15 protein-coding genes are annotated in these 22,770 nt (G+C 38.7%); 12 read left to right on the top strand and 3 right to left on the bottom strand.

Features of this window, described 5'->3' with window-relative positions; all coding sequences use genetic code 11:
• Positions 1-55 precede the first annotated feature (55 nt).
• From ATS71_RS05545 to ATS71_RS05570, 6 genes are all read left to right on the top strand, one after another.
• Entirely contained in the window at positions 56-928 is an 873-nt protein-coding gene (locus tag ATS71_RS05545) for a LysR family transcriptional regulator (RefSeq protein WP_201020858.1), read from the top strand.
• Between the two features lie 137 nt (positions 929-1,065).
• Positions 1,066-2,283, top strand: coding sequence for a lipoprotein-releasing ABC transporter permease subunit (locus ATS71_RS05550; protein WP_058403916.1), 1,218 nt, complete (start codon positions 1,066-1,068; stop codon positions 2,281-2,283).
• Positions 2,276-2,974: a lipoprotein-releasing ABC transporter ATP-binding protein LolD gene (gene lolD / locus ATS71_RS05555; RefSeq protein WP_058403917.1), complete on the top strand. Its 699-nt coding sequence runs from the start codon at positions 2,276-2,278 to the stop codon at positions 2,972-2,974. The genes ATS71_RS05550 and lolD overlap by 8 nt, the downstream gene beginning before the upstream one ends.
• Positions 2,964-4,208 (top strand): lipoprotein-releasing ABC transporter permease subunit, encoded by a 1,245-nt coding sequence (locus tag ATS71_RS05560; protein ID WP_058403918.1) that lies wholly within the window; start codon positions 2,964-2,966, stop codon positions 4,206-4,208. The genes lolD and ATS71_RS05560 overlap by 11 nt, the downstream gene beginning before the upstream one ends.
• Positions 4,209-4,314: 106 nt before the next feature.
• On the top strand, positions 4,315-4,776 hold the full coding sequence (locus ATS71_RS05565; protein WP_058403919.1) for a DUF1456 family protein: 462 nt from the start codon (positions 4,315-4,317) through the stop codon (positions 4,774-4,776).
• A gap of 228 nt (positions 4,777-5,004) precedes the next feature.
• Positions 5,005-6,090: a GGDEF domain-containing protein gene (locus tag ATS71_RS05570; protein ID WP_058403920.1), complete on the top strand. Its 1,086-nt coding sequence runs from the start codon at positions 5,005-5,007 to the stop codon at positions 6,088-6,090.
• 43 nt (positions 6,091-6,133) lie between these two features.
• Here ATS71_RS05570 and ATS71_RS05575 read toward each other — a convergent pair whose 3' ends face one another.
• Together ATS71_RS05575 and ATS71_RS05580 are read right to left on the bottom strand one after the other, a co-directional pair.
• A complete protein-coding gene (locus tag ATS71_RS05575) occupies positions 6,134-7,867 on the bottom strand; it encodes an AMP-binding protein (RefSeq protein WP_058403921.1) in 1,734 nt (577 codons plus the stop codon).
• Between the two features lie 179 nt (positions 7,868-8,046).
• Positions 8,047-9,219: a zinc-binding metallopeptidase family protein gene (locus ATS71_RS05580; protein ID WP_058403922.1), complete on the bottom strand. Its 1,173-nt coding sequence runs from the start codon at positions 9,217-9,219 to the stop codon at positions 8,047-8,049.
• Positions 9,220-10,708: 1,489 nt separating this feature from the next.
• Between ATS71_RS05580 and ATS71_RS05590 the strand changes: the two genes are divergently transcribed.
• The 5 genes from ATS71_RS05590 (at position 10,709) to ATS71_RS05610 (ending at position 19,961) form a co-directional block, all read left to right on the top strand.
• Complete coding sequence (locus tag ATS71_RS05590) at positions 10,709-14,020, top strand: transglutaminase family protein (protein ID WP_082653591.1); 3,312 nt, start codon at positions 10,709-10,711, stop codon at positions 14,018-14,020.
• Between the two features lie 118 nt (positions 14,021-14,138).
• Complete coding sequence (locus ATS71_RS05595; protein ID WP_058403971.1) at positions 14,139-16,658, top strand: circularly permuted type 2 ATP-grasp protein; 2,520 nt, start codon at positions 14,139-14,141, stop codon at positions 16,656-16,658.
• On the top strand, positions 16,655-17,533 hold the full coding sequence (locus ATS71_RS05600; protein WP_058403923.1) for a transglutaminase family protein: 879 nt from the start codon (positions 16,655-16,657) through the stop codon (positions 17,531-17,533). The genes ATS71_RS05595 and ATS71_RS05600 overlap by 4 nt, the downstream gene beginning before the upstream one ends.
• A gap of 42 nt (positions 17,534-17,575) precedes the next feature.
• Positions 17,576-19,030, top strand: a complete 1,455-nt coding sequence (locus ATS71_RS05605) for a circularly permuted type 2 ATP-grasp protein (RefSeq protein WP_058403924.1) — start codon at positions 17,576-17,578, stop codon at positions 19,028-19,030.
• Between the two features lies 1 nt (position 19,031).
• Positions 19,032-19,961, top strand: coding sequence for an alpha-E domain-containing protein (locus ATS71_RS05610; protein ID WP_058403925.1), 930 nt, complete (start codon positions 19,032-19,034; stop codon positions 19,959-19,961).
• A 76-nt stretch (positions 19,962-20,037) separates the two neighbouring features.
• Here the strand turns inward: ATS71_RS05610 and ATS71_RS05615 are convergent, their stop codons facing one another.
• Positions 20,038-20,484: a DUF3010 family protein gene (locus ATS71_RS05615; RefSeq protein WP_058403926.1), complete on the bottom strand. Its 447-nt coding sequence runs from the start codon at positions 20,482-20,484 to the stop codon at positions 20,038-20,040.
• A gap of 358 nt (positions 20,485-20,842) precedes the next feature.
• Between ATS71_RS05615 and thrS the strand changes: the two genes are divergently transcribed.
• Positions 20,843-22,753: a threonine--tRNA ligase gene (gene thrS / locus ATS71_RS05620; RefSeq protein WP_058403927.1), complete on the top strand. Its 1,911-nt coding sequence runs from the start codon at positions 20,843-20,845 to the stop codon at positions 22,751-22,753.
• The last annotated feature ends 17 nt before the right edge of the window (positions 22,754-22,770 follow it).

A 22,770-nucleotide genomic window follows, 5' to 3' on the forward strand; every position in this document is an offset into this window, starting at 1 on the left:
TTCTCATATAATGATAATCTCTGATTTATTAAAACACTTTTACAGTATGGTAATAATGGCACGTTGGGACGGGATTGATGAATTTATAGCAGTCGGTGAAGAGGGGAGCTTTACTGCTGCGGCAAAAACGTTAGGGCTTTCGGTTGCGCATATTAGCCGGCATGTAACCACCCTTGAGCAACGTTTAAATACCCAGCTTTTAACGCGTACTACCCGCAAAGTGGTTCTTACCAAAGAGGGTGAGATTTTTTTACATCAAATAAAGCACTTACAGCATGCAATGGACGATGCTACGCAAGGCCTTGCAACACATCAAACTACGCCTAAAGGAAAAATTAAGTTAACGGCCCCTGTCATGTATGGGGAGACATTTATTATGCCTATTGTGCACAATTTTATGCACGATCACCCTGAAGTAGAAGTTATTGCCACCTTAAGTAACGAACAAGAAGATTTATTAGATGGAGGGTTTGATTTAGCAATACGGTTAGGGCATTTAAAAGATTCAAGTTTAAAAGCTCGAAGGTTAAGTGCTCGGCGCTTTATTATGTGTGCATCGCCTTTATATTTAAGGCGCTTTGGTGAGCCACATACGTTGGGGGAATTAAATAATCACCAGTGCTTAATAGGTAATAGCAGTTATTGGCGTGTAAACGAAAATGAGCGTGAAAAACACATTAAAATTGCTGGTAGGCTACAGTGCAATAGTGGGTGGGCACTTGTTGATGGTGCTAAAAAAGGCTTAGGAATTGTACAACTGCCTGACTACTACATAGGGAACGAGGTTAAAAGTGGGGAGCTTGTGCCTATTTTAACGTCATACCAACCTAAGCAAGAAGGTGTGTGGGGTGTTTACCCGCCGCGCCAGTTTGTAGCTACTAATGTACGTGTATTGCTAGATTATTTAGTTGCTGACCTCAAAGCGTAAATTGCGCTAAATAGATTGCTGAAAAATCAGCCAAGTCTCAGATTTATAAATTATTTCTTACATTTATGGTCATATTCAATTGCGCTAACTTCGTGCTACTATAGCCGAACACTTTTAACACAAATGTTTTAAATAATATGTTTCAACCGGTTAGCCTATTTATAGGACTTAGATACAGCCGCTCCTCTAAAGGGAACGCGTTTATATCGTTTATTTCTTTTTTTTCTATTGCCGGTATTGCTATTGGTTTAATGGCTTTATTTACTGTAAGCAGTGTAATGAACGGCTTTGAGCACAGTTTAAAAACCAATATGTTAGGCCTCATTCCTCATATTGAAGTTGAATCTGGAAAGCATAAACCAGATGAAATGTCGGCTCTTAAATCAAATCTAGCTAAATCTCCTTACGTGGAACACGTTAATTTATATCGCCATGGCGAAGCTATTTTACAAACCAATAAAGATCTTCACGGCGTATTGCTGCAAGGCTTATATGACAATAACGGTGCGTTATACAAAGTGACTGACAAAATAGTGCAAGGTAATTGGCAAACAGTACTAAGTACAAACTATAACATTGCTATAAGCCGCTATTTAAGTCGAAAACTGGGCATTGGTTTAGGTGATAAACTCCGTGTGATCATGCCAAATGCATCTACTTACACGCCTTTGGGGCGTGTGCCTAGCCAGCGTTTATTTAAAGTTGCAGCAATATACGAAACAGGCTCTGAAATAGACATGGCACTTGCCTTTACAAGTGGGGCATCGCTTCAGCGTGTTTTAAAGTTAAATAAAAATGTTGCCCCAAATTTAAGCGTGTCACTTTATGAACCTTTCGAATTAGATGAATTTACAGACGCGAGCAAACTTATTTTAAAGGGTTACAACTATTCAGACTGGCGAAGCACCCAAGGTACTTTATTTGCCGCAGTAGCAATGGAAAAGCGGATTATGTCTATGCTACTTGCACTTATTGTGCTGGTGGCTGTATTTAATATTGTATCAGCCTTAACAATGATGGTGAGTGAAAAACAAGGGGAAGTTGCGATACTGCAAACTCTTGGCCTTACCCCATCGCAAGTACAAAAAGTATTTATGGTTCAAGGGCTTTATAACGGAGTTATTGGCACATTAATTGGGGCTTTTGTGGGTGTACTACTGAGTTTATACATTAATGAACTACTTGAATTAGTTGGCTTGAATCTACTTGCTGGCATTGAATTACCTGTGAAATTTGATGTGATTAGTTTAGCAATAATTGCGTTTGCCAGTATTGCTATGAGCTTTTTAGCTACCTTATATCCTGCGCGCAAAGCCGCAAAAGTTAAACCAGCAGAGGTGTTGCGTTATGAATGATTTAGTAATTAGTTGTGAAAATTTAAGCAAAGTATACCAAGACGGTAATAACCCAGTAGAAGTGTTAAAAGGCGTTGACTTATCACTTCAACAAGGTGAAATGCTGGCTATTGTAGGTAGCTCTGGCTCGGGCAAAAGTACGCTTTTGCATGTACTCGGTACACTTGATACTGCCACTGCAGGTATTGCTAAAATCAAAAATCAAGAAGTGGCTAAGTTATCTCGCACTGAACAAGCAGCATTTAGAAATAACAACCTAGGGTTTATTTATCAGTTTCACCATTTATTGATGGAGTTTAGTGCTGTTGAAAATGTAGCAATGCCACTATTAATAAAAGGTTTAACTGCAAAAGAAGCCAAATTACAGGCGCTCGACATGCTCGAAAAAGTTGGCCTTGCGCATAGAAGTGCGCATAAACCTTCAGCACTTTCAGGAGGAGAGCGCCAACGTGTTGCCATTGCCCGTGCTTTGGTAACCAAACCTGCGTTGGTTCTTGCTGATGAGCCAACCGGTAATTTAGACAAGCAAAACGCAATTAAAATTTATGATTTAATAAACGAGCTAAACCAAAGTTTAAACACCAGTTTTGTAGTGGTAACTCACGACTTGGAGCTTGCTGATAAGCTAGGTAAAATTGCGTATTTAGATGACGGTAAATTAGCAGTAAAAGAGTCTAGCCATGTTGCTTAGTGCATTTTTAAGTAAACGGTTTAGAGCATACTCTGGCCATAAAGACGAAAAAAACGGGTTTGTTAGTTTTATTGCTAAGGCCTCTACTATCGGTATTTTATTGGGGGTAGCTGTATTAATTGTCGCACTTTCAGTAATTAATGGCTTTGAGCAACAATTAGTCCATCGTTTATTAAGTGTAGTACCACAGGTTGAATATGTAGCGCCAAGCCGTCCTATTGCTAACTGGCAACAAAAAATAGCTAATTTAGAAAGTCAGCCGCATGTCACTGGGGCTGCTCCATTTATAGCGGTGAATGGTATGGCACAGTATAAAAGCCAATTAAAAGCGGTTGAAATACGGGGTGTTAGCCCTTTGTTTGAGGGTAAGGTTTCTGCAGTGAATCAGTTTGTAACAGGCAAGTTGGTGAGCCAACTATCCACTGAAGAGGTTATTTTAGGCCAGCAAATAGTAAAGCAACTTAATGCAAAAGTGGGTGATAATATTACTTTGCTAATACCTCAAGTTGGACAAACGGGAGGTCAGTTATTAGCACCTAAACGCGTTACATTGAGCCTTGCTGGTGTTATTGAAATGGGTGGCCCCATTGATAGCACGGCTGCGTTTATACATTTGACAAAAGCACAGCAAACACTTGGCTACGACGAAACCCAAGTAACAGGTTTAAGATTAAGTGTTGATGACGTGTTCTCGGCGCACCAGATAGCGCTTAATGTAGGGCAAACCATTAGCGATTATGTGTATATTTCTAGTTGGTTTAGAACACAAGGCAGCTTATACCAAGATATACAAATGGTTCGTACCATTGTGTATATTGTTGTGTTTTTAATAATTGCTGTTGCGAGTTTTAATATTGTGTCGTCGCTAGTCATGGAAGTGCGTGAAAAAGAAGGCAATATCGCCATTTTAAAAACCATGGGCGCGAAAGACAGCACTATTTTAGCCACCTTCGTAATGCAAGGGTTAACGCAAGCGTTTGTAGGGGTATTGCTCGGTACTTTTATAGGTGTTGTATTGGCATTAAATATAAGTGAATTATTTGCTTGGCTAAGCCAGTTAATGGGGGCTAATCCTCTTGAGGGCGTTTACTTTATTGAGTTTTTACCTAGTAAACTTGTACTCGAGGACATAGGAATTACAGTAATAGCGACCTTTATACTCGCAGTTTTTGCGACTATTTACCCTGCCTGGCAAGCTACACGAGTCGATCCCGCAAAGGTGCTTGGTAATTAACCTCATTAAAATAATAGGGTCGGGTTTGTAAAGCTGCTAAACTACGCGTTTATATAATGTTGAGCGCTATTGCTTAGCTTTACAATCCCTTACTCAGGAAATTACTTTGACAAATAACGATATTTTACGCCGCCTTCGCTACACTTTTAATTTAACAGATACTGCCATGGTTGATATTTTTGCTGCAGCAGAGGCCACAGTAACCACAGATCAAGTCTTTGCATGGTTAATAAAAGAGGGCGAGCAAGGCTTTGTTGAAATTTCAGACACTGAGTTTGCATCGTTTTTGAACGGTTTTATCAACACTAAACGTGGTAAGCGTGACGGCGAACAACCAATACCAGAGAGTAAGTTAAATAATAATATTATCTTTATGAAGTTACGCATTGCTTTAAACATGAAGGCAGAAGATGTAATAGCCACGCTTGCATTGGTTGATTTTGATTTAAGCAAACACGAATTAAGTGCGTTTTCTCGTAAAGTAGACAACAAGCATTACCGAGTGTGTAACGATCAAATACTGCGTTTATTCTTAACAGGCGTTCAGCAGCAATACCGCCCTGAGTAATTACTAATAAATATTTTGTCCAAAAACGTTGTAATAACCAACGTTTTTTAGACAGTCATCGTTGAGTGTTTACTAATATTGTAATTAATCAAACATAGCGATAATATTTAAAGGCTAATTTTACTAGACCAATTTAAATGGCTTAAAAAGCAACCATCATATAAATACAAAAATAGCGGCTTTTAAGTACATTATTTCAAGCCAACGAAAGTATAAAAGGAATTTAAAATGCAATTAATACCCGCAACATTTTATTTTCCGCCTGACAAAGAAAAAGACTTCCAGCATCAACTTAATAAAAGCACCGTTCACTTTGCTAATATAGCCTTGTATTTAGCTGCTTTATTTTTAACGATTTTGGTTATTCTTTCGTGGTTAAACGATGAACAATCTATATCCTCTGTTATTAATATTCTTAGGCTTTCGATGGTTTGTTTGTCGTTTGTATTGATTTATGTAAACAATAAATTAAAGGCAAAATACTTACATTATCGTTGTTTTGCTTATGGTATTTTATTTTGCGTTTTATTTGGGTATTTATTTTGGTCCTTTGTTGGGCTATATGGTTATTTAAACGAGGGAGGACCTATGCTTGTAGTGGCTTCCTTTTCTGCAATACCCATGCTTCATTTAGGCCATAAACTTATTTTATGGACAATTACGGGGCTAAGCCTTTTAAGTGTTCATTTGTTTTCATCCACGCCAATAATATGGAGTATTTACTTTTACATTAGTATTGTAATTGTGATGGCGTGTATTCAATATCAACTTGATATACTTTTACGTAAACAATATGAAGCAGAGCTCGTGGAAACACAAAAAGCGAATGTAGATCAGCTAACAGGGTTGCATAATAGACACAGTTTTGACTCAGAATGTAAACGCTTAATGAATCAAATTAAGCCATCACAATCGCTAGCCCTTGCTATGATCGATATCGATGATTTTAAAAAATACAACGATAATTACGGTCATTTAGATGGAGATAAAATACTCATTGATGTTGCAAGCAGATTGCAAAATTGCGAGGCAGATATCGTTGTCAGGTTTGGCGGCGAGGAGTTCATTTTAGTTAAAATTTTAGGCCAAAACAACTTAGACTGGCTTGATGACTTACCTATTCGCTTTGCCTCAAGTCCGATAAGCCACGAATACTCAACATTTAAACGTATAACAGTTTCTGCTGGCGTGGTTGTAGCTGATTTTTGCTCCCTTCGTCCGGATATGAAAGTATTACTAGCATCTGCCGACAAAGCGATGTACGCAGCAAAAAATACAGGGAAGAATAAAGTAATTAAAGATTATATATCATAGCGTTGCCCAACATCTGTATTTTGTGGTGTTGGGCAAGTATATGTTATGAAAATGATTTACCTAATAATATTTCGTGCATTTGCTCGCGCATTTTAAATTTTTGTAGTTTGCCTGTGACTGTCATTGGGTAGCTCTCTACAAAACGAATATACCGAGGCATTTTGAAGTAGGCTAACTTGTCTTTTAAAAATGCACGAATTGCCTGTTCATCGAGCGTTGTATTTTCTTTTGGCTGAATCCACGCACACACTTCTTCACCGTATTTTTCATCGCTAATACCAAATACAGCGGCGTCTTGTACGCCGGGGTATGTATAAAGCACCTCTTCAATTTCTCGAGGGTAAACGTTTTCACCACCACGAATAATCATGTCTTTAATTCGCCCAACAATACTTACAAACCCTTCGCTATCCATAACACCTAAATCGCCTGAATGAAGCCAGCCGTCACTATCTATTGTGGCTTTTGTTTTTTCTTCGTCATTCCAATAGCAGCGCATTATGCCTGCACCTTTTGAACATACTTCACCAGGTAAACCTATTTTTTGAATATTGCCCAGTTCATCAATAATTTTAACCTCAGTATGAGCAAGGGCGCGCCCAACAGTGGTTACTTGGCGCTCTATTGATGAGTCAGTTTCAGTAATATTATTTATAGGGCTACATTCAGTTTGCCCATAGGCAATTAAAACCTGATGCATATTCATTTGGGTTTGAACTTTACGCATGACTTGTTCAGGACAAGTAGAGCCTGCCATAACACCGGTTCTAAGTGACCTTAAGTCATATTTATTAAAACTACTGAGCTCAAGTTGGCTAATAAACATAGTGGGAACACCGTGTAGTGCTGTACAGCCTTCTTGTTCAACTACATCAAGTGTTGTTTTTGCATCAAATGAATCACTTGGATAAATAGCTGCAGCACCTTTGGTAATGCACAAGAGGCTCCCCAAAACCATACCAAAGCAATGATAAAGAGGAACAGGAATGCAGAGTTTGTCTTTATGTGTAAACCGCATAGAGTCGGCAACAAAAAGCGCATTATTTAAAATATTTTTATGAGTCAGTGTAGCGCCTTTGGGGTTGCCCGTTGTGCCTGATGTAAATTGTATATTTATGTCCTGATCGGCGTTTAAATTAGCCGCTATAGCGTGTAACTCGATCTGATGCGCGGGTGTAGCTAACTGCATAATATGTGAAAACGAAAACATACCAGGGATGGGATCATCACCAATACTAATAACGTTTTTAAGGCTCGGTAGTACTTTTGACTCAAGTTTACCTGGGTCGGATTGGTTAAGCTCTGGCGCTAAACTAGTTAGCATCTCTATATAATTACTGCCTTTAAAACTGTTTGCAGTAATTAAAGTGGAACATTCTACGCTATTTAGCGCATAAGTCAGTTCGCTCGGGCGATATGCAGGGTTTATACATACCATAATGGCACCAATTTTTGCGGTAGCAATTTGAGTTAGGCACCACTGAATGTTATTAGGTGACCAAATTCCTACCCGTTCACCTGGTTTAACGCCTATGGCTAATAGCCCCATCGCGAGTTGATTTACTTCTTTTTGAAACTCTCTATAGGTTAAACGGATGTTTTGATGATTGACTACTACCGCGAGCGAATTAGGGTTTTTGTCGACAATAAAATCAAAGTAGGCCCCAATGGTTTTATTGGTTAAAGGTGTATTTTGTGAGCCTTTAAAATAGCTTTGTGACAACGGTAATATGTTTATAAGTTCTACTTCTTTAACCGCTTTATGTTGTGTGTGCATTTGTTTTCTCCGTGTCGATGTGTGTGACGTACATAAACTAAAGTTTAAATAAACATATATTGTCGACAAAGAGAAGGGTGGTTAGACTAATGTATTAGTCATAATTGTGAGGTAGTATATAAGGATTGCATCTAAAGCGAGGCATAAGTATCTTAAAACCTTATGCCAAATACGCTAAGTTAGTCAGTAGATGTGTTAACTAAATTGGGCATTAAGTTAAGTCTGTTATGAATTGCATGATGAATAAATTCAAGCTTTGTTCTTACTGCTTGCGTTAACACAAACGGATAGGCATCGGCTAAACCCATGCTGCGGTTAAGAGAATTTAATATAATCGAAAACTCCATCCAACTATCTAAAATTGATGTTATTGAAGTTTGCCCATAAAAATAGTGTGAATTTTGTGGCAGTCTTAGCTCATTGGCTTCATCTATCTCGTATTCACTACCGGTAATAGAGCCTGTAATTGAAAAGTTTTTTGCAGTCTCTAGTGTGTCAATAATATGCATGTAGTGAGCCCATGTTTCAGCCCAGTCTTCAAATGGGTGCATAGTGGCATACTCGCTAATAAAGTTTTCATGCCAATTAGCGGGTGCACCATTTTTATAATGTAAGTCGAGCGCTGCTTGATAATCAAGCGCATCATCGCCAAAGTATTGCTTACATAAAGCGTGTTTTTCTGGTGAGTTGGCTATGAGTTGATCAAAATAATAATGGCCTAATTCATGTCGAAAATGACCAAGTAACGTACGGTAGCGCTCACCCATTGCATGTTTTGTATGTGAGCGCGCTATATCATCTGCTTCGGCTAAATTTATAGTGATATGCCCACAATTATGTCCGGTAAAAACATCCTCATGCCCAGCGAGCTTTGTAACAAAGTGATCGTTTACGTTTCTGTCTGTTATAAAGTCAAAACTTAAACCATTTACAGGGTCTTGGTTTAAGTTATTAAGCGGAACACAAAGTGCCTTTAAAGTATATAAAGCACGGCGCTTAGCCGTTTCCATATTGCGCCAAAGCGGAATATGTTTGTCTATAGTTAAATCGGGAACTGTTTCATTAAAGCGACACGCAAAACAGAGCGTTTCGTCTTTATCTACGGGGGGGTCAAACGTATTTAAATTAACCATGCCATTACATGCGCCAAAGTGTGCGTTGTTATCGCATTTTTGATAAGGCACAGTGGGTTGCTCTGTCTTGAAATATAACCCTGTTTTCTCGTTAAATTCGTAGGGTTCAACAAGGTTAAAATTGTCGTCAATTCCTAAAGTACGACCACAGGCTAAACAATGACTACTTTCAAAAAAAATGGTGAGGTTATCTTTACAGTTACATTTAAAGGTTTTCATATTTTTACCGAACTAGCAAAAAAGGGCATAAACAACAAAATGGGTTATGCACGTGAACAGTCGCAAAGTTACGCATTATATGCGTTGTAATAATTCAGTCTTTTTAGTATTAAACTCACTTTCACTTAGCGCACCTAACTCTTTTAAATGCGCAAGCTTTTCGATTATTTCGAGAGTTTCAGTTACCGAAAATGGCAAAACATTCCCTTGTGAATTTATTATATTATTTACCGCTTTTTGTTGCGTTTGCTGAGCTTGTTGATCACTTGCTGGGTTATTTACAGGTTGCTCAATAGGGACTTGTGTTGCTTGTGCAAAATTTTGTTGCTCAGGTTGAATAATAGTATTTGTTGGTTGTGAAATTAATGGCAAACTATTTACGCTAATGTTTCCCCACTGGCTGTTAAACGTAAGAGAAGTATCGCTACCTTGTTGCTGGCTTACACCACTAATTTGGTGATCAAGCGTATCGTAAATAGTTATTTGGCCATTTAGCTCAATGGCTAACCTGTTTTGGAATACCGCATAACGGATATTATTTTGCGCGCCACTACTAAAAGGGCTTCCTAAATCAGTTGGCCACCATTGATCGTTACCTGTTGTACCTGCTGGTATTACAGGAAATACCTGATTAGCACTTAAAAGGTTAGCTAGTTCATTACATAAGTTATCGACGGTATTTTTTAACCCGTTATTAAACATATCACCAACCATGGTCATACCACCTCGCATCCATTGACCCGNCCACCAAGCTCAGGGCAATTAAACTGAGCCATTGAGCCGCCACCATGATTTACTGCTATTAGCATATGCACTACGGCATCGTAGCTAAGGCCATAACGCGCAGATATATCTTTTACTAAATTATCGCCAGTATCAGTTAGCGTTTGCATAAATAGGTGTCCTTTAATTAAGGGTGTGTCATTTGCACATTTCCATGGTGCATTTGATGATAATAAAAGCGTGAAGATTAATATTACTTTAATCGTTTTGCTTTAATCTGAGTTTGACTAATTCTTAAAACATAAATGGTTAAAAATCGCTCCACTATAACAGCTTTATAAATTTAAATAGCAGTATTTAGTATGAACTATTTTTTAATGCTCGGCGTGCTTATTTAAAGTGAAATAATTTAAATCAGTTGTTTTTTATTTAGCCATTAATGGTTTTATAGAATACAGTTAGTAAAACATTAATGGATATTTTTCTTTGTTAATATTCAATATTTTAAATTGTTGTAATTTAATAAAGACTAAATTTTAGTCTTTATTGGTGCAGCGTTTGCACCAAAACAAAGGCAAAATTTTTTTAATTACGTAAATTTGTGAAAACTAATATCTATGTGAATGGCCAATGTGTGTTTTTTAGCAGTTTTTAAGGCCTCGTATAAGTAAAAATTTTATGGAATATAAATTGCACAATATTGCTTAGGATAAGTCATATTTTGTAATACCTAACTGGCTATACATTATTAAAGGGGAATTAATCAATGACAATTACTGTTGGTATAGCGCACCATACTCAATACAAGTACGACCGAGCGGTAAACATGGGGCCACATATCTTTCGTTTACGTCCTGCTCCGCATAGCCGCACAAAAATAAAAAGCTACTCGATTAAAATAGTCCCTGAAGATCACTATATAAATTGGCAACAAGACCCTTTTGGCAATTATCAAGCAAGGGTTGTGTTTAATAAGCCTACAACGGAGTTTAGCTTTACGGTTGACCTTGTTGCTGAAATGACCGTAATTAACCCTTTTGATTTCTTTTTAGAAGAATACGCAGAAGAGTTCCCTTTTGAATACGATAAAGTGTCAAAAGCAGAGCTTAATCCTTATTTAAAAAAGCGAAAGCCAAGCCCTAAATTCGTCGATTTAATTGAGTCTTTACGCCCTGAAAAGCCTATTAGAAGTGTTGATTTTTTAGTAGCGGTTAACCAAGCTATTTATAACTTGGTAGGGTATGGCATTCGTTTAGAGCCTGGCGTTCAAACGGCAAATGAAACACTAACTAAAGGTACTGGTTCGTGTAGAGATTCTGCATGGTTATTAGTGCAACTTTTTCGCCATTTAGGCTTAGCTGCTCGCTTTGTTTCTGGTTATTTAATTCAACTAACGTCAGATCAAAAATCATTAGATGGTCCAAGCGGCCCTGAAGAGGATTTTACCGACTTACACGCATGGACCGAGGTTTACATTCCTGGTGCTGGTTGGATAGGGCTTGATCCAACGTCAGGCTTATTTGCAGGCGAAGGGCATATCCCGCTTGCGTGCACGCCTGAGCCAAGCTCTGCTGCACCGGTATCGGGTGGTATTGATGAATGTGAATCTGAATTTAGTTTTTATAATAAAGTGACGCGTGTTCATGAAGACCCGCGTGTAACTAAGCCATACTCTGAAACACAGTGGAGCGCTATAAACCGTTTAGGTTTACAAGTTGATGATATTTACAATCAAGAAGGGATCCATTTAACAATGGGCGGTGAACCTACGTTTATTTCAATAGACGATATGGAGCACCCGCAATGGAATACAGAAGCAGACGGCAAAGAAAAGCGCGTACTTGCCCAAAACTTATTTGTTGCTATGAATAAGGTATATACAAAAGGCGGCTTTACACATTACGGACAAGGCAAGTGGTACCCAGGCGAACCATTACCTCGTTGGCAATATGCATGTTACTGGCGCAAAGACGGACAAGCGCTTTGGAAAGATACAAACTTACTCGCTGATCCTAATAAAAACTATAAATTAGATCACACAGACACTAAGCGCTTTACCGAAAAGCTCTGCGAGCAAATAGGCTTAGAAACAAAAGCAATTACAACTGCCTATGAGGATATTTTATATCATTTATGGCAAGAGGCTTCGTTACCTAAAGAGGTCGGCCCAAAAGAGCCTGAGTTGTTAAATGCCATGAGCCGAAAAGGCTTTTTAGCAAAAATGGAAAAAGGAATAGAAAACCCTGTAGGTTATGTGCTGCCATTACAATTTAATGAAGGTAGACACTGCTGGCAATCCTGCCTGTGGGAATTTAAACGTGAACACTGCTTTTTACTACCCGGTGAATCACCGCTGGGCTATCGACTACCACTTGATAGTTTACAGTGGAGCGGCAATATAATTGACCGTGACCCATTTGATATACCAACAAGTTTTGAGAAAACTAAAAAACTTAAAAAAGGCTTTATTGGTAGCGAAATGATCAAAACGGCTATGGCACTTGAAGTGCGAGAAGGGCGTTTATATATTTTTATGCCGCCAACGAGTCATTTTGAACATTACATCGCATTATTAAATGCAATAGAAAGCACGGCTAAAGCGCTTTCAATACCCGTTGTTATAGAAGGCTACAGCCCACCTAAAGACAGCCGTATAGAAAAATATGCAGTCACACCTGACCCAGGTGTTATTGAAGTAAATATACATCCTTCAACCTCATGGAAGCAGCTAGTTGATAGAACAACAACACTGTATGAGCTTGCTAAACAAACGCGCTTAGGTACCGATAAGTTTATGGCAGATGGTCGCCATACAGGTACTGGTGGTGGTAATCATGTAACACTTGGAGGCGAAACGCCTGATCAAAGCCCATTTTTACGCCGTCCAGATATATTAAGAAGCTTTATTACCTATTGGCAGCATCATCCGGGGTTATCTTATTTATTTTCAGGTTTATTTATAGGCCCTACAAGCCAAGCACCCCGTGTAGATGAAGCGCGTGATGAGCTGCTTTATGAACTTGAAATTGCCTTTTCGCATATGCCTGAGGGCGAAGTGCCTGAGCCATGGCTAGTGGACCGACTACTACGCAATTTATTGGTCGATTTAACAGGTAATACGCACAGAGCAGAGTTTTGTATTGATAAACTGTATTCACCTGATTCGCCAACGGGGCGCTTAGGTATTGTCGAGTTTAGAGGTTTTGAAATGCCGCCGCACTCGCGAATGAGCCTGGTGCAAATGTTATTACTGCGTACCTTACTTGCTTGGTTTTGGAAAAAACCTTACCACAAACCATTGGTACGGTGGGGTACAGAGCTTCATGATAAGTTTTTACTGCCTCAGTATGTCGAAGACGACTTAGCTGAAGTAACGCGTGACTTACAAGAAGCAGGTTTTGCGTTTCAATTAAGCTGGCTTAATCCATTTTTTGAATTTAGGTTTCCGGTTTGTGGCACACGCGAACTCGATAACGTAATCCTAGAATTAAGAACCGCAATAGAGCCTTGGCATGTTCTAGGTGAAGAGGCTAGTGCATCAGGTACTGCACGTTATGTAGATTCATCCCTTGAGCGTGTACAAATAAAAGTAAAAGGCGCTATAAGCGATAGATACATTGTTACTTGTAATAGCCGTAGAGTGCCGTTAAAAGGGGTTAAAGGAAAAGGGCATGATGAACTTGTAGCGGGGATTCGCTACCGAGCTTGGCAGCCACCTACAGCACTACATCCTACTATTGGCGTACATGCCCCCTTAGTCTTTGATTTAATTGATACGTGGGAAGGGCGCTCACTAGGCGGATTTGTTTATCATGTAAGCCATGCTGGAGGACGCAACCCTGAAACTTTACCTGTTAATGCATTTGAAGCTGAAGGGCGCAGAGTTGCACGTTTTTGGGAACACGGTCATACGCCATCGTTGTTAGCATCCGATCAACCAAGTTGGAGCCCTTCAGCGGCAACGCGTACGTTTACGAGCGCAGAAACGGTGAGTGACTTTGTTGTACCTGATGAAGAAAACGTTAATATGGATTACCCAAATACGCTTGATTTAAGACGTCAACCACGATTCAAATAAAGCATAAATAAGCTTAATAATGATGTTATTCCACTTTTAAATTAATTAAAGTGGGATAACCTATATTCAATCCTAGCTTTAAAGTTAACGATATAACTTTAAGATGGAGCACTTTAATTTGTATATAAATAATAACGCAATGCCTGAGTTACCACAGTGGTTGTCTGTGTATCTTGAAAAAGGCCACGGGCATGACGAGTTAGCAAATCACAGTGGTTTGAGGCCTGAGCATTGGGATACATTATTTAATCGTTTATCAAGCTTAACGAGCGAAGACTTAAGCAGCCGAGCAATTGAAATTCGTCAGCTTCTGCAAAATGGCAATATTAAAAGTGAAAACAATCAACAATGGGACTTAGATCCACTGCCATTTATGTTCTCCGGCAATGATTGGAAAGCCCTTGAAAAAGGGATCAAGCAACGCACCTCACTACTTAACAAAGTTCAAAATGATATTTATTCTGAGCAAAAGCTACTTTTAAATGGGCACATTAGTGCCGAAAACCTGTATCAAGACAGTCACTTTATGCGTGAGGGCTTTAGTTTACCTAAAGACGAGCTTAAACTATTTTTTACGGCACTTGATGTGTATCGAACGCCTTCTGGCGAATTTAAAGTATTAAAAGATCACTGCCAATGCCCACTTGGGCTTGGGTTATTACTAAAAAGTAGGATTATTGCGCGCCGTGTAATGGCTGAAGAATTTGCCGAATGCAATGTGCAGCAAATAAAAGACTTTTTAAACCTATTTCAAGAGGGTATTAATGAATATATTCATTATATGGATGACCCTCGAATTGTTATTTTAACCCAAGGTATAGACGATCCAAACTATAATGAGCATGCGTTTTTATCAACCTACTTTGGCTATACTTTAGTACAAAGCGCCGACTTAACGGTAAGAAACGGCGAAGTGTGGCTAAAGTCATTGCAGGGGCTTGGAAAAATCAACGTGATTTTGCGTTGGATCCCCGACAATAGTATTGACTCATTGGAACAAACTGAATATTCATTACACGGTATTGCAGGGTTATTACAAGCTGTACGCGAGGGCACCGTTAAAGTTTTAAATCCGTTTGGTAGTGGTGTATTGTCATCTGCAGCTATTCAATTTAACTTAAATAAGCTATGTGAGCAGCTTTTGGGTGAGCCATTATTAATTCCAGGGGCTAAGTATTATAAAGCCACTGAAGCTGATGATTTAGATTGGAGCACACTTGAATTCACAAGCTTCAAAAACCCCGATTTTAAGCTCGATGGTGTATTAGACGAAAAAAAAATTAAACAACATATTCAACAAAATCCAGATGCGTACTACTTTCAAGAAAAGCCTGTATTTAGTAGTGCCCCCTTTTGGCAAGACGGTAAGCTAATAGCCAAACCTGTTATTTTTAGATGCTATGCGTTAACAACAGAGCAAGGTATAGAGGTTCTGCCTTCGGCGTTGTGTTTATCTACACAGGCACGAAATTCAGCTGGTAAATCAGGGGGCCTCAAAGATACATGGGTAAACACGGTCGATAATATTGAATTAGAAGAACAAAATGCACCGGTACCTATTCGTAAAAGAATGGACGTTACCCTACTAGAAGGAATTATTTCAAGTAGGACCGCTGAGCATTTATTTTGGCTTGGACGTTACTTAGAACGCTGTGAAAATACTATTAGGATCCTACGTATTTTTATCGACCGCTATACAGAACTTGCTATATATCCCGATTTAATAAGGCGTAATATTGTTACTAGGTTACTCACTGCTATTAAGTCGCAACATATTGTATACCCGTATATTGAGCAAAGTATTACAAATGAGGAATTTGAAACCCGCGATGCTAAGCAAAGTGCTTTTGTGTTACTTGCAGATGAGCAATGTGCTGGCAGTATTATTAATACGCTTAAATATTTAGCTAATGCATCGGTACAAGTACAAGAGCTGTTATCACATGATAGTCGTCGTATTATTGATGAAATGAACGAGCAAATAAAAATACTTAAGCACGTTAATATCAATATATCTACGCGCACCATTCAAAGTATTTTAGATAAAGTGATTGGCCTTATTATGGCTTTTAACGGCTCTCTGGCAGATTGTATGCCAAACAGTAATGGTTGGTTTTTACTTGAGATAGGTAGGCGCATCGAGCGCAGTCTTCAAATAATCTCTTTGGGAAATACATTACTCACCCAAAAACTAGATGAACCTGAAGAGCTAGGTTTATTAGAGGCCGTACTAAGCAGCCAAGTGAGTTTAGTAACTCATAAACGCCGCTATAGAATGTATCAAACAATAGGTACGGGGCTTGAGTTACTATTATTAGATGCAGAGTATCCTCGCTCACTATTATTTCAACTTGAGCAAATAAATCAGCTTTGCCAACATTTACCCAATAAACGCAGGCAAGGCGTAATTGCAGCTCATGAAAAAGCTATTTTACTCTCCAAAACGAGTTGTTATGTAACCGAAAAAGATTATCTACAAACAACAGAAAGCGGACAGCGCAAACATTTAATTGAATTTAACCATAACATAAGAGTAAACCTAGATACTTTTTGTGATGTATTATTAATGCAGTATTTTTCTCACACACAAACGGCTAATAAATTGAATTGGACCAATATTGAGCAAGCTCAATCGTGAAATATAAAATTAAGCACTCGACAACCTATAACTATACTGATTTTGTAAGTTTGTGCCAAAACCAAGCACGTTTAACACCTAAAACTAATCGTGGGCAAATTTGTCATAGTAGCCGCATAGAGATAGAGCCTATTGCTAACTATGTTCAAGAATTCATAGATTACTTTGATAATAAAGTCACTACGTTTGAAATAGTAACGCAACATAAAAAACTAACAGTGACTATGATAAGTGAAGTTGAACTAATTACGACTGCAAATAAAAACTTAAATACTGCTGTCATTAGCTGGGAAGAAGCGCGTAATTTTTTAGCAAGACCAAATACAGCACAATTATTAAAAATATCTGAATTTATTTTGCCCTCTCAGCTTACACCCATTGAAGAAGCCTATAAGGATTATGCGTTAGTGTCGTTCTTACCTAATGCTAATTTGATAGATGCCTGTAAGGATTTAATGGCACGAATATTTCATGAGTTTCACTATGATCCCGGTTTTACAACTATAAGCACACCTTTAAGTGTTGTTTTTGCACAAAAAAGGGGCGTCTGCCAAGACTTTGCACACTTTGCACTCGCGTGTTTACGCAGCATTGGCTTAGCTGCTAGGTATGTTAGCGGCTATATAGAAACACTACCACCTGAAGGTGAAGAAAAGCTTGAAGGCGCAGATGCAACCCATGCATGGTTTGCACTGTTTGTTCCTGATTTTGGTTGGGTAGACTTTGATCCAACAAATAATATTTTACCAAGTGGGCAACATATAACACTTGCAGTAGGGCGTGATTTTTCTGATGTAACACCGCTTAAAGGTGTTGTATTTGGTGGGGGTTCTCAACTACTTGACGTAGCTGTAGATATGATTCGATTAGAATAAATTAACAACTTCATAGTTATTATGGATAAGACGGAAGGGTGTATGAAAATTGATTGGAAAACGTACCAAACGAATGGCTTTTTTGATGAATTAATAGACGCACAAGGTAATATTCGATCGCATGGCAAACAGCTTGCGCAATTTTTTGCTGGTTTATCTGAAGAAGAACTCATAAAAGCTAGAGCGGTTGCTGATTTAGCGATTAAGGAAATGGGTATTACCTTTACGGTTTACAACGAAGGTAACATGATCGATAGAGCGTGGCCGTTTGATATTATCCCACGCACTATTGGTAAAAAAGAATGGCAAAGTGTAGAGGTTGGTTTAAAACAGCGCGTTGAGGCTTTAAATTTATTTATTGATGATTTATATCACGATCAAAAAATTATAAAAGATGGGATTTTCCCAAAAGGACTCCTAGAAAAGTCCGTTAACTTTAGGTCTCAGTGTGTAGGCATTAACCCACCTAATAAAATATGGGCACACATTTGTGGCTCTGATTTAGTGCGCGATGGCAACGGCACTATGTATGTACTTGAGGATAACCTGCGTGTGCCTTCTGGCGTATCCTACATGCTTGAAAACCGCTCTGTAATGAAGCGGGTTTTTCCTGAACTATTTGAACAAACTACTATTTTACCTGTTGATGATTATCCATCGCAATTATTTGATATGTTAGCGGCTATGTCTCCACGTAAGCAAGATAAACCCGAAGTGGTTGTACTAACACCTGGCGTATTTAACTCGGCATATTTTGAGCATTGTTACCTTGCTCAAGAGATGGGGTGTGAGCTGGTGGAAGGTAGAGATTTAGTCGTCGAAAAAGACGACTGTGTATACATGCGAACCATAACTGGATTACAACGAGTTGATGTAATTTACCGTCGAATAGATGACTTATTTTTAGACCCAGAAGCATTTTTACCTGAGTCCCAATTAGGTGTCCCTGGTTTGATGCGTGCATGGTCTAAAGGGAACGTAGCCCTTGTGAATGCACCTGGTGCAGGTGTTGCCGATGATAAAGTTGTTTATGCATATGTACCTGAAATAATAAAGTATTATTTGGGTGAAGAAGCTAAGCTTGAAAACGTACCGACCTTTAAATGCCTCGATCCTAAAGAGTGTGACCATGTCATTCAAAACATTGATAAGCTTGTTGTGAAGCCAGCTAACGAGTCTGGCGGTTATGGATTATTAATTGGCCCTAAATCGACTAAAAAAGAACAACAAGAAACGATTGCTCAAATCAAAGCGGATCCGCGCAACTGGGTAGCACAGCCAACACTTGATTTATCAACTGTCCCCACGCTTGATGGAACGCAGGTAGATGGGCGCCACGCTGATTTAAGGCCGTTTATTTTATCATCAGGTAAGGACACACAAATAACGACAGGCGGTTTAACGCGAGTTGCGATGGTTAAAGGCTCTTTAGTCGTTAATTCATCACAAGGCGGTGGCAGCAAAGATACATGGATTGTGGACGAGGAGGCTAAATAATATGTTATCAAGAGTAGGTGAAACTTTATATTGGGTTGCTCGCTATGTTGAACGTGCTGAAAATGTGGCTCGTTTAATCAACGTAAATAATATGCTAATGATGGACTTACCAAAAGGTGTTTGTACTGGGTGGGAGCCGTTAATAGATATTATTGGCGCGCGAAAAGCATACCAAGAAAACCATACCGATTATAGCGAGCAAAAAGCGCTGTGTTATTTATTGGTAGGTAGTGATAATAACTCCTCGATATTAAATTCGATTATTAGTGCTCGCGAAAGCGCACGTACCATTCGTGACGTGATCCCGCGTGATGTATGGGAAGAAATTAACTCTTTATATTATTATGTAAAAGATAACCAAAAAGAAGGGTTAACAAAGCGCGGTCGATTTGCTTATTTAAAACAAATCATTGAGTCAGCTCATTTAATTTTTGGTGCGTTAGATGCGACAATTAACCACGATCATGGATTTACTTTTATACGCTTTGGCTCATTAATAGAGCGCGCAGATATGACCTCGCGAATTTTAGATATTCGCTCAGAAACACTTATTACTAGCGATGAAGCAAAACCATTTGAAAATATTCAATGGATAAGTTTATTACGTTCACTCAGTGCGTACCAAATGTACCGACAAGAGATGGGTGTACGCGTGCAGCGCTCAGATGTGCTTGAATTTATAATGCACAGTAAAGTGTTTCCTCGCTCTATAATGTTTTGTTTAATGGAGTTAAAAAAGCAGGTAAGTGTTTTACCAAATTCAAAAGGTATTATCGATTTAATTGAGATTGCAATTAAAGAGTTAAAATCAGAAGAAGTAAGGCAATTAAAAAATGGTTTTTTGCATAAATATATTGACCAAATACAAATTGAATTAGCGGGTATTCATAATGAATTTGCACACACTTATTTTTTAAAGCCAGCTGAGTAACTACAATTAAAATCATTCGGTTTTATGCATAAAAAACGCGCCATTTAGGCGCGTTTTTACTTTAAAGCTTGTTAAATTACATTTCGTCGCTACGGTACGTTTTTTTCATTATGTATACGTAGGCATTAACAAACGCATTTTCTTGATATTTTTTAAGGCCGGTTTCTTCAAAAGCAATAGGGATAGGGTTACGTTTCACTTGTTCTTTAATTTCAGTTGTTGAGAACACGCGAACATCTAGGTTTTCAATTAACTGAATAGCGGTTTCCATTTTGAAACCTTTAGCGCTGCCTGCAAATTTACCTTTGGGTTGGCGTTCGCGAATAGCCACAGAGTCAATTTGGTAATCTTGCATTAGTTTTGCAAAATCAAATTGAAATTTGCGCATTACTTCAGTGTCGTTACCATTACCTAAGGTAAAACGTGTTTGGCGCACATCGCGAATGTCAAAAACGTCGTTATCTTTACTTAAAATACAAAGTAGTACGTCACTACCGGTAATTTCTACACCACATGTTCTCATTGCTGTTCTCTAATAAAACTTAATTGTTGTGTATTATACGCAACATCTATTAAATTGCGAGAATAAGCAATAAGACGAAATTTTATTACGCATTTCTCAAAATTGTCATTGTTTTTATCTAAATTTACAAACTTAAGCAAAATAACACCTTTAACAGAGCCTTTAAACTTGTAATTGTTTCTCGCTCACGCGACAATATATTTTTGTAGTTGAGCAGACTCAGCATCTACATCAGCCTGTTAGGCGAAAAATAGTCAATGCTTATTCGTAAGAGCGTTGTCGAGTCATTCTCATTTAATTTTATTTAAAAATACACGTGATACATTGTAGGTGTCACCACTGTATGTAAGGATTTATAATGCCAGTTATTACTCTTCCTGACGGCAGTCAGCGTAGTTTCGAAAACCCTGTAAGTACTCTTGATGTAGCAAATGATATTGGCCCTGGTCTTGCTAAGGCAACCATAGCAGGTCGTGTTAATGGTGATCGTGTTGATGCGTGTGACCTAATTAGTGAAGATTCTCGCCTTGAAATCATTACTGCTAAAGATGACGACGGCCTAGAAATTATTCGCCACTCTTGTGCTCACTTGATTGGACATGCAGTTAAGCAACTTTTCCCTGAAGCTAAAATGGCGATTGGTCCTACTATTGATAACGGTTTTTACTACGATATCGATATGGAACATTCTTTGTCACAAGATGACTTAGATGCTATTGAAAAGCGTATGCTACAACTTGCAAAAACAAACTACGACGTAGTGAAAAAAACAGTAAGCTGGCAAGAAGCTCGCGATACGTTTGAAGCGCGTGGCGAAACATACAAAATTGAAATTTTGGACGAAAACATTGCAAAAGATGATCGTCCAGGGTTATACCATCACGAAGAATATGTAGACATGTGTCGTGGTCCTCACGTACCAAATATGAAATTCTGCCAAAACTTCAAAATAATGAAAGTAGCAGGTGCATATTGGCGTGGTGATTCTGAAAACAAAATGTTACAGCGTATCTACGGCACAGCATGGGGTGATAAAAAGCAACTTAAAGCGTATTTAAAGCGTTTAGAAGAAGCTGAAAAACGTGATCATCGCCGTATAGGAAAAGCTCTAGATTTATGGCACTGGCAAGAAGAAGCGCCGGGTATGGTATTTTGGCATAACGATGGTTGGAGCATTTACCGCGAGCTTGAAGAGTTTGTGCGTGAAAAATTACGTGAGTACCAATACGAAGAAGTAAAAGGTCCGATGATGATGGACCGTTCGTTATGGGAAAAATCAGGTCACTGGGAAAAATATTCAGACGCCATGTTTACAACGGAATCTGAAAAGCGTGAATATGCAATTAAGCCAATGAACTGCCCAGGTCACGTACAAATTTTTAACCAAGGTTTAAAATCGTACCGCGACCTACCATTACGTATGGCCGAGTTTGGCTGTTGTCACCGAAATGAGCCATCAGGTGCTTTACACGGACTAATGCGTGTACGTGGTTTTACACAAGATGATGCTCACGTTTTCTGTACAGAAGAGCAGGTAATGGACGAAGTGTCAGCGTGTATTAAGATGGTTTATGATACCTATGAGACATTCGGTTTTGAAAAGATTGTGGTTAAGCTTTCAACTCGCCCGGAACAACGCATTGGCGACGATGAAATTTGGGACAAAGCTGAAGTTGCATTAGCCGATGCACTTAAAGCAAACGACATTGAATTTGATTACCTTCCTGGTGAAGGGGCGTTTTATGGCCCTAAAATTGAATTTACTTTGTACGATTGTTTAGACAGAGCGTGGCAGTGTGGTACAGTGCAACTAGATTTTGCATTACCGGGTCGTTTAGGTGCTACTTATGTAGCAGAAAATAACGAACGACGCACACCTGTTATGATACATCGTGCTATTTTGGGCTCAATTGAGCGCTTTATCGGTATTTTGACTGAAGAGTATGCTGGTTTATTCCCAACGTGGCTTGCACCAAAGCAAGTAGTGATTATGAATATCACTGATAAACAAGCACCTTATGTGCAGGAAATTGTACAAAAATTAAATAAACTTGGAATTAGAGCCGCTGCTGACTTGAGAAATGAGAAGATTGGCTTTAAAATCCGTGAACATACATTAAAGCGTATACCTTACTTACTAGTTGTTGGCGATAAAGAAGTTGAACAACAAGAAGTAGCAGTACGTACGCGAACAGGTGAAGACCTGGGTAAATTTAATGTCGATGATTTTGTAGCTAAAATAAGCGAAGAGATTAAAAATCGACAGTAAAAATCGAGCGTGTAGGG

Source organism: Pseudoalteromonas sp. H71, assembly GCF_001468485.1.
GTDB lineage: Bacteria > Pseudomonadota > Gammaproteobacteria > Enterobacterales > Alteromonadaceae > Pseudoalteromonas.